At 46.3% G+C, this 13710-nt stretch carries 10 protein-coding genes; 4 read left to right on the forward strand and 6 right to left on the reverse strand.

Features of this window, described 5'->3' with window-relative positions:
- Positions 1-8: 8 nt before the first annotated feature.
- Both ACYQ2L_RS10475 and ACYQ2L_RS10480 read right to left on the reverse strand, forming a co-directional pair.
- Positions 9-1238, reverse strand: a complete 1230-nt coding sequence (locus ACYQ2L_RS10475) for an LL-diaminopimelate aminotransferase (protein WP_460055126.1) — start codon at positions 1236-1238, stop codon at positions 9-11.
- A gap of 44 nt (positions 1239-1282) precedes the next feature.
- Positions 1283-2296 carry an AEC family transporter gene (locus tag ACYQ2L_RS10480; RefSeq protein ID WP_460055128.1) on the reverse strand — a complete coding sequence of 338 codons (1014 nt, stop codon included), beginning with the start codon at positions 2294-2296 and terminating at the stop codon, positions 1283-1285.
- A gap of 97 nt (positions 2297-2393) precedes the next feature.
- On the opposite strand from ACYQ2L_RS10480, the gene ACYQ2L_RS10485 reads away from it, so the two are divergent.
- From ACYQ2L_RS10485 to ACYQ2L_RS10495, 3 genes are all read left to right on the forward strand, one after another.
- Complete coding sequence (locus ACYQ2L_RS10485) at positions 2394-4010, forward strand: DEAD/DEAH box helicase (protein WP_460055131.1); 1617 nt, start codon at positions 2394-2396, stop codon at positions 4008-4010.
- An 89-nt stretch (positions 4011-4099) separates the two neighbouring features.
- Complete coding sequence (rpsD, locus tag ACYQ2L_RS10490) at positions 4100-4714, forward strand: 30S ribosomal protein S4 (RefSeq protein WP_460055133.1); 615 nt, start codon at positions 4100-4102, stop codon at positions 4712-4714.
- Between the two features lie 134 nt (positions 4715-4848).
- A complete protein-coding gene (locus ACYQ2L_RS10495; RefSeq protein WP_460055136.1) occupies positions 4849-5757 on the forward strand; it encodes a hypothetical protein in 909 nt (302 codons plus the stop codon).
- Positions 5758-5780: 23 nt separating this feature from the next.
- On the opposite strand, the gene dinB is transcribed toward ACYQ2L_RS10495, so the two are convergent.
- Genes dinB through ACYQ2L_RS10515 form a run of 4 tightly spaced genes read right to left on the reverse strand, consistent with a single transcriptional unit; the run spans position 5781 to position 11951 of the window.
- Positions 5781-6968 (reverse strand): DNA polymerase IV, encoded by a 1188-nt coding sequence (gene dinB, locus ACYQ2L_RS10500; protein WP_460055139.1) that lies wholly within the window; start codon positions 6966-6968, stop codon positions 5781-5783.
- A complete protein-coding gene (locus tag ACYQ2L_RS10505) occupies positions 6965-9262 on the reverse strand; it encodes a hypothetical protein (protein WP_460055142.1) in 2298 nt (765 codons plus the stop codon). The genes dinB and ACYQ2L_RS10505 overlap by 4 nt, the downstream gene beginning before the upstream one ends.
- A 50-nt stretch (positions 9263-9312) precedes the next feature.
- Positions 9313-10398, reverse strand: a complete 1086-nt coding sequence (locus ACYQ2L_RS10510; protein WP_460055145.1) for a D-alanine--D-alanine ligase family protein — start codon at positions 10396-10398, stop codon at positions 9313-9315.
- Positions 10395-11951: a UDP-N-acetylmuramoyl-L-alanyl-D-glutamate--2,6-diaminopimelate ligase gene (locus tag ACYQ2L_RS10515; RefSeq protein ID WP_460055148.1), complete on the reverse strand. Its 1557-nt coding sequence runs from the start codon at positions 11949-11951 to the stop codon at positions 10395-10397. The genes ACYQ2L_RS10510 and ACYQ2L_RS10515 overlap by 4 nt, the downstream gene beginning before the upstream one ends.
- A 56-nt stretch (positions 11952-12007) precedes the next feature.
- Here ACYQ2L_RS10515 and ACYQ2L_RS10520 point away from each other — a divergent pair, with 56 nt between their 5' ends.
- Entirely contained in the window at positions 12008-13705 is a 1698-nt protein-coding gene (locus tag ACYQ2L_RS10520) for a DNA adenine methylase (RefSeq protein ID WP_460055150.1), read from the forward strand.
- Positions 13706-13710: the final 5 nt, after the last annotated feature.

Here is a 13710-nt window from a genome sequence, read left to right on the forward strand (position 1 = left end):
CGTGCTGACTACCTCGATAAGATCGGGCGGATTCTCTCCATCGCCTCGATTACTTTATCTCTGTGGTTAAAGGCACTGATCCGGATGCAGCCTTCACCGGCGCGTCCAAAGCCGGTACCCGGAGTACATACGACTGCAGCTTCATTCAGCAGTTTGTCAAAAAAATCCCAACTGTCACCCGCGACTGAAATCCAGATATATGGTGAATCAGTTCCGCCGGTAACCGTATAGCCGGCCGCCTCCATGGTTTCTCTGATTATCGCTGCATTTTCCAGATAGTATTTGATCTGTTCAGTGGTTTCTTTCTTTCCCTGCTCACTGTAAATTGCAGCAGCCGCTTTCTGTACAGGGTATGAAACTCCGTTGAATTTGGTTGATTGTCTTCGGTTCCACAGTTCCCATAGTGAAATCTGGTTTCCTTCGGAATCCTGGCCCTGCAGTGAGCTTGGTACTACGGTGAATGCACAGCGTGTACCTGTAAAGCCAGCTGTCTTGGAGAAACTCCGGAATTCAATAGCTACATCTCTGGCTCCCGGGATTTCATATATAGAGTGAGGTATATCAGGATTCTGAATAAATGCCTCATATGCTGCATCAAATAAAATGAGAGCTCCATTCTGATGAGCATATTCAACCCATGCTGTCAGCTGCTCCCGGCTGGCAACTGCTCCTGTAGGGTTGTTCGGGAAACAGAGAAAAATAACATCAGCCTTGAGGTCAGTTCCGGGCATTGGTACGTACCCATTCTCCAGATTTCCTTCAAGATAGGTCAAGCCGCTGTAACGCTTGTTGTCAATTGCTCCGGTTCGGCCACTCATGACAGTGCTGTCGACATAGACTGGATACACGGGATCGGGTACTGCGATCCGTATATCCTGATCAAGAATTTCCAGAATATTTCCGGTGTCACATTTTGCACCATCAGAAATAAAGATTTCATCTGCAGAAATATGAGCTCCGCGGCTCAGATAGTCATGCTCGGCAATTGCTTCCCTCAGAAATGCATAACCCTGTTCCGGTCCGTAGCCGCGGAAACTGCTGTCCTGGCCCATCTCGTTTACAGCTTCCTGGAAAGCCTTGATAATGCTTGGGCTCAAGGCACGGGTGACATCACCAATTCCCAGCTTGATAATATTCTTGTCAGGATTTGTTTCCTGAAAGCTCTTGACCCGTTTTGCTATTTCTACAAACAGATATGACGACTGTAGTTTTCGATAGTGAGAATTTATTTTAATCATAATAGGCATATATTAGCGCAGCATCCAGTCAAGTACAAGTATGATCAGGCGTAACCATAGAGCTGCAGAAAAATAAGCAGGTATATGGGGAATACGAGCAGGTATAACATATACGTAAATAACAGTGTGAAGGTGGTATGTTCCTCATTAACTCCATGGTGTGCAGCCATGACAGAGAGGTTGGTTGCCGGAGCCGTCGTGAACTGCAGAAAAACAACCCATATTTCTGTGATTGACCAGCCCCAGCCTGTCAGCAGAGGGTGAATAATCAGGAAAAAGACAGCTGGTAAGGCGATGAATCTTACTCCTGAGACATTAAGGCTGAGCCTGAGCAGTTCCCGTCGGTTTTCTGCGTGAATTCTCAGCCCGCCAGCCATTGAGCCAAGTACTATCAGAATAGCTGGAATGGTCATGTCGCCAATTCTGCTCAGTGCAGGGAAAATTGCTGAAATAACATTTCCCGGACTATCAATGTACTGTCCGATCCCCAGGAGCATGGCAAGTAATCCTGCCGCTATCCCGATCATGGGAGGGGAGATAAATCCTCGATGCAGCTGTTTTAAACTCCCTCCTGAAATAAAGAGCATGCCAAAACTCCACAACAGTGGGCTGAACATAAAAACGAATGCAGCAATATAGAATATAGCAGATTCAATGGAGATAATTTCTGCAATCAGTGGGAGGCTCAAGGGTACCAGTTCAGTAATTGACAAAGGGAGATAGCTGGCATTACCGAAGCCAGAGAGTGCGATACCGGCTTTTTTGTCGGATGACTCCATCCTCTGCAGCCTGAAAACCAGGAAGCCGATACTTGTGGCTATTAATGATACTACTATAGCAAGTACCGGAAAACGAACTGCTCTCAAAATGCTTTCCAGATCTGTTTGTGACATCCGTACAAAGAAATAAGAGGGCAGTGCTACCCTGACAACAAATCTTCCTAATTCGGTAAAAAAAACCGTAGGGAACATAGAGCTTTTTTTAAGAACAAACCCAATGAAGAGAAAGGTAAAAATCTGGAGCATGGCATGGAAAACAGGTTGTGCGTAGGTAAACATACGAGCATATTATACGATTATCGGAATTAGATCAAAACGAATTGTCAGTTGTCTGTTTTCCGACTTGGCGGGCATTGAAAAATCAGGTAGTATTACCATGAATATGTTATTTAAAGAATTAGACCTCCATGAGGAGGTACTTCGCGGAGTTGAATCCGCTGGATTTGAGATTTGTACAGAAGTACAGGAACGTGCTATACCGCCTGCAATGATGGGGCGTGATCTTAAGGTGCAGAGCCAGACGGGTTCGGGAAAGACGGCTGCATTCATTTTGCCTGCATTGCACAGATATATTTCCGGAAGTATATCTCCTGAAAAAAAGACACTTGTTATTGCTCCGACCAGGGAGCTTGCAGATCAGATACATCAGGAAGCCATGCTACTGGCTTCTCATAGCGAGCTCCGCTTTGCCTTGTGCTATGGAGGGGTTGGCTACAATCAGCAGGAACAGGATCTATCTTCAGATCCGCATATTATAATTGGCACGCCTGGTCGACTGATGGATCATGCCAAACAGAACAGGCTTGATTTCAGTTCTATTGGCATACTTGTAATTGATGAAGCTGACAGAATGTTTGATATGGGCTTTTACCCGGATATCCGCTGGATGACTCAGCGCATGCCTTCTTCGGAAACACGGCAGACTATGCTGTTCAGCGCTACTTTGAGTGTTAAGGTTATGAATCTTGCATGGGACTATATGAGAGAGCCCGTAGAAATTACTGTGGACGCAGAACAGGTCACGGTAGATACCATTCAGCAGAAGGTATTTCATGTCAGCAAGACAGAAAAAGTACCACTTCTTTTTGGTTTGCTGGAACTTGAGAAGCCGAAAAGCTGTATTATTTTTACCAATACCAAAAGAGCAGCAGAAGATCTTTCACGACGCTTGCGAAAGCATGGCTACTTATCCGAGTTTATTATGGGTGACTTGCCTCAGAGTAAAAGATCTGCAATTATCAAGCGTGTAAAAAACGGTGAGTTACCTATACTTGTAGCAACAGATGTTGCTGCCCGTGGGCTTCACGTTGATGATCTTGAGATGGTTATTAATTACGATGTTCCGGAAGATCCGGAAAACTATGTACATAGAATTGGACGTACGGCCAGGGCAGGCAAGAGCGGTCGCGCTTATACACTGGCCTGCGAGCGTTTTGTATTCGGTCTTCCTGCTGTGGAAGACTATATTCAGCAGAAATTGCCGGTTGAACCGGTAACTGAAGAAATGTTTGCGAAAAATATTGCTTCCGACACCCGGCCGCGGCATGATAGCGTACGCGGCTCGCATCGTGACAGCCGGGGACCCAGAACACAGGAATCGAGCAGCAGGATCGGTAAAAGCGGCAGCGGGAAATCCCGTACTGGCGGACCTGCAGCAAGTCCTGACAAACGGAGTGGAGCGAAGCCGGCAGCTGGTAGGGCTGCCGCCGCCAAAACGGGAAGAGGCAGTCAGACCGACTCGCGTCGACCTGTTCCGGCCAGGCAGAAGAAATCACGGGAATCTGTTCCTGGAACAGATAATACACGTGAAGAACGGCTTGACTATTACCGTCGGAAATATGGTGAGGATTTTGTCTTGAAGGAAACTGTCAATGCTGCAAAGCATTCCGACAGGGGGAAACAGGGAGGAAAAACTGAACAGACTGAGGATGTTCAGAATGAGACCCGCGGTTTGCTGAAAGCGTTGAAAAACCTGTTTAAGGGAAAACGCTGACAGTTGTATACAACAGATTACTGGCCTCTTGACAATCGGAGCATCTATTCGGTAGTATGCGGGGCCTAAGCTGATAAGGAGTTACGTTAATGGCGCGAAATACAAAAGCCAAAGGAAAGATTGTTCGCAGACTCGGAATCAATATTTATGGAAACCAGAAGTATGATAGACTTCTGAAGCGCAAACCGGCTGGACCTGGTAATCCTAAGCGTGGACGTATTCGTCAGACTGAATACGGCAAGCAGCTGGTGGAAAAGCAGAAGCTTAAGTTTGCATATGGTTTGAGTGAGCGACAGTTCCGAAACCTGTTTGAGTCTGCAAAGCGTATGAAGGGTGTTACCGGTGCAAATATGCTCATTCTTCTCGAGCGCCGTCTGGATAATGTGGTATACCGTCTCGGTATGGCTACAAGTCGTTCACAGGCACGTCAGCTTGTAAGTCATGGTCATATTCATCAGAATGGAAGAAAAGTGACCATTGCTTCAGCTCTTGTTAGTGAAGGTGATACCATTTCTGTTAAAGACAAGAAGTCAACCCAGGATTTTATTCGCGGTCTGCTTGCTGAAAACAACAGTCGCCCGGTTCCTGCATGGCTTGCAATAGATAAAGATCAGATGGTTGCGAAGGTTAATATACTGCCTTCACGCGATGCTATACCGACTATCGCTGATGAACAGCTGGTGGTTGAGTACTACGCAAAGTAATACAACACTGTAAATTATCTTCATCGAAAGCTGCCAAAGAGCCCGTCTCGCTGGCAGCTTTTTTTTCAACTTCGTTGTTATGTCAGACCGTTTCCGTGCAGCTTATGCTATTATGCGTGCAGGAAGGGAGGTATATGAAGCTTCAGAGAATATTGTCATTGATAATTGCTGTACTCTTTCTGCAAACTGGAGTGGCTGTCGGCGGTGAACTCGCAGAAATTTTGACCAGATCCGATATACTTTTTTTAGACGGTAATTATGGAGAGGCACTTTCCGAGCTCGAGCTTCTGTATTCTGATGAGCTCCCGGTAGAACAACTGTCGTCAGTAGCCTGGCGTATCTCCAGAGTACTGTATCATTCAGGAGTGAAACTATCCGGCAATGACGTAACCAGAGTTGATGCTGTTGAAGAGTTTCAGAAAGGTTTTGACCATGCAGATAGTGGAATTTCAGAAGAATCACTTCTGGCTGAAAATTTTTACTGGCAGGCAATGAATCTTGGTGGCTTGATTGATCTGAGAGGAAGCCTGTTCAGATTCCGGCATGCATCTGAAAGACTGCAGCTGCTCGCAGCCGCCATAGAAACTGATAATTCATTTGTTCCCGCTTATTATGAGATTGCCAGAATGTATCTTGGACAGCCGACTTTTCTATCTTTCGGCAGTGCCGAGTTCGCTGTTAATTCTGCACGCATGGGGCTCCATTATGCTGAACAGGCGTTTCGCAGGGGAGAGCTTGATATGTATCCCGTGGATTTTGTTCTGCTTCTTGCAGAAAGTCTGCAGAGCAGGAACTGGTCCAGGGATAAAAGGCTGGCGGCTGCAGAGAAGAGGCTTGAGCAAAGCTCTGATACTCAGTCCCAGCTTGATCGAAGCAAAGGCTTTGAATCTGTATATGGTATTCCTTTAATGTCTGACGAAGCTGAGAAAGTAATGATACTCACTGATGTGCTGGGGCTGCTTCAAAGAATTCCGACAGATCATGAATTACATGCATTTTATACCCAAAGGGCCCGCGAACTACTCGGATCGGCTGAGGAATAATTTCCTGCAGATATCAGTATCTGTTATAGCTCATCATCTTCAGGTTTTTTCAGAAAACTAGCTCTTGTTATCATTTTTCTTCCATATTTTTTCTGCATTTGTGAGATCGCAGATTCAACAGTATATTGCTTTTTATTCCCTGTCAGGAAGAATTCGTTCTGGCTATGACTGTCGCTGCTGCTGACATTCGAGAGACCGACACCTATGAGTCGCACCATTCCTGCCTGTTTAAGCAGGGGCCGCATTATCTTCAAGGATTCTTCGTAGAGCTCAGTACTGGACTGTATGCTGTTCATGAGCGTTTTTTGGCAGGAATGTGTTTCAAATTGTTCTGATCTAACCCTTACCATGACGGTCGCAGAGCGTAGAGACTCCTGCAGTAATCTGAACATCAATGAATGACAGAGTTCCAGTACTTTTTCTTCTATTGCTGGATTATTGGCAGAGATATCAACCGGGAATGTATGTTCAGTGCTGATGGATTTAGACATGGGTTGTTCATTGATTATGCCGGGATCCAGGCCTCTTGAAATGTTCCACAGGTTTTGTCCCGTTGATTTCCCGGCGACCGCGCAGAGTTCACTCATGTCCAGGTCACGAATCTGTTTCGTATCCCGAATATTGAAGGTTTCCAGTTGTTCGCAGATCTTCGGGCCGATTCCCCAAAGTTTATTCAGCTGAAAACTGTCAATAAAATTCAATTCCTCAATCGCTTGAACATGCAGGATGCCGTTTGGCTTTGATCTACCCGATGCCAGTTTGGCAATATAAGGATTTGTACCTATCCCTATCGAAACGGGGAGCTGCCAATTATCCAGAATATAATCTTTCAGACTACCGGCAAGATCCTGAGGCTGACCTAATAGCCGTTCTGTTCCTGAATAATCCAGGAAAGCTTCATCAATAGAAATCTGATGCATAGACGGCGCAGTTTTACGAAGATAATTCATAACTTCATGCGAGATTTCCTGATAGCGCTCCATTCTTATGGGTAAAAATACACCGTGCGGACATTTTCTTGCGGCAATACTGATTGGCATAGCAGAATGAATACCATACTCCCTGGCTTCATAGGAACAAGCTGCGACAACACCGCGTCCACCGGGAGCGGCACCTACAATTACTGGTTTACCTTTGAGTTCAGGTTTATCAGTCTGTTCAACCGATGCAAAAAAAGCATCGAAATCAAGATGAAAAAAAACACTGCTCATCTGAGGTCTTCCAGCGGAATGCTTCCATAATAGCGGAGATTTCCATGTAAATGGACAGCTGGGTCAAAACTAAACAACTCGCGGCTTCCGGGGTTCATATAGATTTCGATTTCCAGTTTCGCATTCCGGTTGCCGGAAAGAACCTGTATCTGCTCATCAGGTAGTTCTATATTATAGCGTGTTTCATAGTCAGCTCGTGTTCTTCCCATCGAAAGCTGGACAGGAATATCACTGTAATAGATGAACAGAGGATTCTGCGAAATAATTGACTGATTCATTCTTTCAATTGAAGTATCCCCTGAAATATCCCCATCTATCATCAGGATGAACTCCTGCCGCTGAAGAATCCTTGTAGATTGAATCTCGGCGTAAATTCGAGGTAATGAAGATGCCGCAATCGGTCTGATTACCAGCCCGGTTTCATCTTCGAGCTGACGGCCAAACACATATAAATCTGTATTTTGTACCGGTGCGTCTGAAAGAATTTCGATAATAGCAGAATACTCGTCTTGTTCGGTGAGGAAATCTCTTTCTACTGAAATATTGACAGATACCATTTGTGGATTATCTGCACTGAAGGGCCATACCTGGAATAGAATTATGATTAGAGCGGCATTTGTAAAGGCCAGCAGCAAAGCAGAAAATCTGAGGATCAGATTTGTATGTTCACGATGTCTATGTAGCAGTACATGCATCCTGATTCCCATCAGAAAGAATGGCAAAAACAGGATAGCAAGTAGCAGGTTACCACTTATGGGCGAAAATAATGCGAGGTCGATCAATTGGAGATCCTGCGCCTGAACAGCTCCAGCGATCGGCAAAATCAGTCCGATGGGAGTCAGGAGCAGGAAGATTCCTTTTGTACCTGCCTTTCTTCCGATAGAGAATGCGATGCTTGTAAAAAAGATCAGGAGGAATGAGTAGGTATATGCAAGGGTTATGCTCGAGAAAATCAGCAAGCAAAGGAAACTGCTGACTACTGCTGCTGCAGAAAAAAAACGTCCATGCGGTATAGTGATTATTTTGTGGAATAATCTCATAAAGAGCAGTCCGAACAGCATGGCACTCAGAGCTTTAGTGATCATGAACAAACTTGTGTAGTGTTCCCAAAGTCCGGAAAAGCTCCTGACTCTCAGAATCATGTTGATAATCAAACTGGAAAGTGTCAAAGCGGTAAAGAGTAAGAGCAATACGAACAGAAATATCCAGAAGTGTCGTAGTACGGTGCGTGTGTACCTCCTCAGGACCTTACGGCGGCTTCCCACAAGAAGAAATCCTAGTAGCATGACAGCAAGAATGCTGCGAATGTAGACTCCTTCCGGAATGATTACAGTGGCACCACCGGGCAGAGGTATCACCCCGTAGAGTTCCTCCCAGTCCTGTAATTCCGTAACAGAGTTAAGGAAGGCGAGAACCACTGATTCGAATTCAATGCTGAAATCCTGTTTCTCAGCCCAGGGCACCGGCTGGATTGCATAGCCCCGTTCTCCGACTGCTGCCGGGATGCTTGCCTGACCGCTCCGCGCAGTATCCGGAGTACCAAGTTCCAGGCCTATGGAGGGAATACCGCTGTACATAAACTGTCCAAGAAGGTTGGCGGATGTATTGCGGTTCAGTCTATAACTGGTGGTTTTCAGCCCGGGGAATTTACTGAGTATCTGCTCATGATCAAGACTGTCTACAAGTGTTGTTACAAGCAGGCGAGGACTCATGCGACCGCGGGAACCGGTAATAATTTCTGGAGGGCTGTTGGCATCAAATGCTGCCAGATACAGGATAGAACTACTGTCGACAAGTCCGCTCGCGGATAGGATTGCGCTTCCCCATTGGAGATCAGGATTGAACTCACCGCCAAGCAGGGCTATTGCGAATCTTCTGTCAGGAAGTTCTGTTGCCCATCTCAGAGCAGTTAAAATTCCAGTATCCAGGCCCGGGTAGTACGTATCAGCGGGTTGATCCAGAGGGACTGCCAGTACTATATCAGCATGTGCCGAGACTGCGGGAGGGATATAAATAACTCTTGAGTCAGAAAACGGAATGTCCTGATCAAAACCCTCTACAGAGTCATATCCAAGGATTTGATAGCTTGTTCCACTGCTTATCAGCAATTCTGCTATGCGGTCAGCTGTATCGCGCTCGGTGTTTGATCCGGCGCTGCGGAGCTTCGGTAGCTCAATTTCTGTGATTGATTGTGGACGGGCTGCTGACTGCGCTAATATATGTTCAGGCAGTCCAATTGAAGCCAGGATACAGGTGAGAATGAAGACTGAATACACGAATGCTTTATGCAGCATGTATGTAGGGTAGCTTATGGTCAGGGCTTGGTCAATTATACCTCTGTATTTCAGCGGTCATACCTGAGTCCGGATCGGATATTGTGTTCCTCTTCTGCCAGTACAAGCAATTTCTGGATAAGCTCGCCATAAGACAATCCGCCATGTGCACACATTCTCGGGAAGAGGCTGATTTCAGTAAAACCAGGCATTGTGTTTATTTCATTGATGTAGAACTTGTTGTCTGCCTGGTGATAGAAGAAATCTACTCGAGCAAGTCCTCTAGCCTCTACTGCCTTGAAGGCTGTTGCAGCGTAATCGCGTATCCTGTTGCATACCGATTCGGGAACATTGGCGGGAATTGTAAAACGTGCACCATCAGGATCCTGGTACTTAGCTTCGTAATCATAGTATTCATGGGTTGGTTGAATTGAGGCTGGTGGAAAGGTCTCAACACGTGAGTTTCCTAAAACAGAACACTCGATTTCGATTGCATCAATATGCATTTCAGCCAGAAGTTTGATGTCGTAAGAAAATGCTTCCAAAATGCAGGATGCAAGTTCTTCCCTGTTGTGAGCCTTGTATACGCCTACGGAAGACCCGCCCCGAGCTGGCTTGATGAAAGCCGGCAGGCCGATTGTCTCCACAATTTCATCCATTACTTCATCCGGATTGTTGATATATGTGTGCTTGTGCAAGGTGAGCCAGGGAACCACAGGCAGTCCCTTTTCCTGCCAGAGCAGCTTTGAGAGCTCCTTATCCATGCTGATTGAACTTCCGGGTACCCCTGATCCGACATAAGGAATATCCAGCAGCTCGAGCAGACCCTGGACTGTGCCATCTTCACCGAAGGTTCCGTGAAGAACCGGAAAACACATATCGATTTCCAGACTGCGGTTTTCCGAAATCAGGCCTGGTCCGGGCTGGAACTGTATCTGCCGGAAGCTTTCCTGCTTTTCGACTTTAAGAGAAAAGTCCCTCTGTAAAACTGCTTTCTGCCCGGGGGTATCCTGAAGGTGCCAGATGCCGCTATGATCTATTCCGATAAGCACCGGCTCATGAAGCTGTCTGTCAATAGCTTTCAGAATACTGGCTGCCGAGATGCATGAAACTTCGTGCTCGCCGCTTTTCCCACCAAAGAGGATTGCAATTCTCATTTATCAAGTCCTTTTTGCCCTGATTGGGCTTTAATAATCTCAAATGCTGTCTGTGTTTCATTCCAGTCAAGACTATGATCCGCATACTGGATGTTTCCTTCATGACCTTTGCCAAGACTGATTACCAGATCACCTGAACTTGCCAGTGAGCAGGCCTTCTCAATAGCCTTGTATCGATCAGGAATAAGAAACAGGTCTTCGCCTACTTTCTTGTTGTGTATACCGTCAGCAATTTCCTCTAGAATTTTCATTGAATCTTCTTCTCTTGGATCCTCATCTGTCAGGATTATTATATCGGCATAGCGGTCTGCAATTGATCCCTGCATTTTCCGTTTGGCTGTATCACGCATTCCTGCTGATCCAAACACGCAAATTAGTTTTTTTCTGCTAAGTTCTCTGAGCATAGGAAACAGCTTTTCAAACGAGCCCGGTGTATGGGCGTAATCTACAAAATAGCTGTAATTCTGCCCTGCAGAAATTCTGGTCATGCGTCCTTCCGGACCCCTGAGCTGTGGTATTAGAGCAGCAATTTCTTTCAGGCTCAGACCGCAGCTGGTATGTGCGCATGCTGCAGCAGCCAGAATATTGGCTATATTGACCTCTCCGGCGAGCGCTGTGCTGGTGGGAAATGATTCATTTCTGCTGCAGAGATTGAAGCTGCTTCCCTCGGAACTACTCTTGATTTCGTCTGCCCAGAAGTCAGGCAGCGGATGCGCTGTATTTGATATGGAGTCAGGAGTTGAGCAGGAATAGCGGTAAACGGATACTTTTTCAGATATTTGTGATGCGAGATATTCACAGCTCGGATCGTCTGAATTCAGGATTGCAATTCTGTTTACTCTGCGGAAGAGCTCTGCTTTATCGCTGCGGTATTGTTCGAAACTGCCGTGGAATTCCAGGTGTTCATGGGTGATATTGGTATATATAGCGGTATCAAAATGGATGTCTGCAAGACGTGAAGTCTTTGGAGACAGTCCGTGTGAAGTGGATTCGATGATTGCATAGGAGCAGGCATTCTGTTTCATCTGCATCAGCCGACTGTGGATCTCATCGGCTTCCGGCGTCGATTGACGCAGGTGGTTTTTCCCTTCCTGAATTCCGTCGTGCATGGAGACCGTAGAGATATATCCGGTACGGCATTTACTGAGATTCAGTAACTGGTGCAGAAGGCTTACCGTAGTGCTCTTTCCGTCTGTACCGGTTATACCGATTACGGGCAGATCCCTGCTTGGATGTTTGTAGAGGCTGGCTGAAAACCATGAAAAGGCTCTTCGGCTGTCAGCAACCTGTATAAAGCAGACAGCAGGAAAGCTGTCGCTTAGTTCACCCGGCAGTGGTTTTTCATGTACAATTAAAGTCGCTCCTGCCGCGCAGGCATCGGTAATAAAACTATGGCCGTCAGAATGCAGTCCTTCGATGGCGACAAAACAGCTGCTGCTTGAACAGAGACGGGAATCCTGCGTAATTGTATGGAATTCTGTACTTTCCGGCCCGGCAGTGTTCAGAACTTCGGTTCCGGGACTGATGTTTCTGATATCATGAATCTTCAGCATGAGGCATATCCTATCGATTCCTTCAGGCTTCGTCCACTGCAGCCGATAGAATTGATATGAGTTATCTTCAGGATCAGTTTATTGCATATATAGGGAACAAGCGGAGTCTTCTTCCATTTCTTGAACGTATAATAGGCCAACTGGATTTATTTACCGGTTCCGGGCTTCCTCGCTTCTATGATCCATTTGCCGGGGCAGGGGCTGTATCCAGACTTGCTAAATACCTGGGTTTCAGTGTGCATTCCAATGACTGGGAGTCATATTCCGCAGTAATCAACTCCACTTATATCCTTCAGGATGCAGTTGGAATTGATGATCTGTTTTCTCCCTTCGGCCGTGCAGAAGAGGTGTTCGCTGAACTTCAGTCTGCTGGTGAGCGAGGTATGCCTGAGAATCCATATATATCCAGACACTATGCCCCGAAGCGGACAGCAACAGCTGATTACCGGCGTGAACGTCTCTTTTATACGAGAGAGAACGCTGAATTTGTCGATGTTGTTCGTGACAAAATCGAGCAGTGGTATCCTGAGGGGAAAATCGATTACAGACAGCAGCAGGCTAAAAATATACTTGTTTCTGCCTTGCTTCTGGAGGCTGCTACCCATGCCAATACCTCAGGTGTTTTCAAGGCTTTTCACAAAGGATTTGGAGGACATGGTGGCGATGCATTGAGTCGGATCATGTCACCGATGGTCCTTGAGCTTCCTCATCTCATTAATCGTCCTGAGAGCAGAATACAACATCTTGTCACTTGTCAGGATGCTGCAGCCGCTGCATGTGGCAGTTATGATCTGGCTTATCTTGATCCACCGTACAACTGTCATCAGTACGGCAGCAACTATTTTATGCTGAATACCATAGCACGCTGGGATCGTCCGGCCGTCGATGACTCATTCAGCTCTGACGGTACCTTAACACGGAAAGCAGGAATCAGGGATGACTGGAAGGATACCAGGTCACCATACTGCTCTAAAAACGGAGCGGCAGATGCCCTCACGAAGCTTTTGGATGAGGTTGACAGCAGATATCTGCTAATGAGTTATAATACCGACGGTGTCCTGGGTTTTGATGAGCAACTGGAAATTTTTTCCCGGCGTGGCAAGGTGAAATATTTCGCAACCGAATACACCTCCTTCAGAGGAGGTAGGCAGAGTATGACACGGCGAACTGCGACCACTGAATATGTGCTTATGATAGACAGCAGTCGGAAGATGAAATCAGCTGATTATATGAGAATCGAACGGCAGCGTAGGCTGCAGTATCTGCAAAGCCTCGTATCTCAGCGCTATAATCCTGGAATTCTATCTGAAAACCTTGAAGAAGAGTCAGGAACATTCTTTTTCAGAAAAGATGACTGTAAACTGTTTGAGTGCAGCCTGATCGGTGGTTTTATGCCGGTTACCTGGCATATTGAAGAGAATAGCCTGAGCCTGGATATTGTCGAGAACATAATTGAGCGTCTGGAAAAATCTCTTTGTCAGGATCAGTTTGAGCGTTTTACTATTGCACTGGACATCCTGGAATCGACCGGTGGACCGGTCTCTGTTAACGGGCTTGCAGGCACAGAGCGCAAATTGCTTGAGCGCGAAGTAATCAAAGCCCTGAAGAAATTCACTCACAGAAAGTATTACCATCAGTATATGCAGGCGGTTGAGCGAGTTCAGCTGCTCTGTAATACCGGGTACGAGTTTTCTCTTCTGGATAAAGAGGTAGCTCACATCCGTGAGATAGCCGCTCTGCGCTTTGCTGGCTGATTGTC

Source organism: Spirochaeta dissipatitropha, from assembly GCF_054657935.1.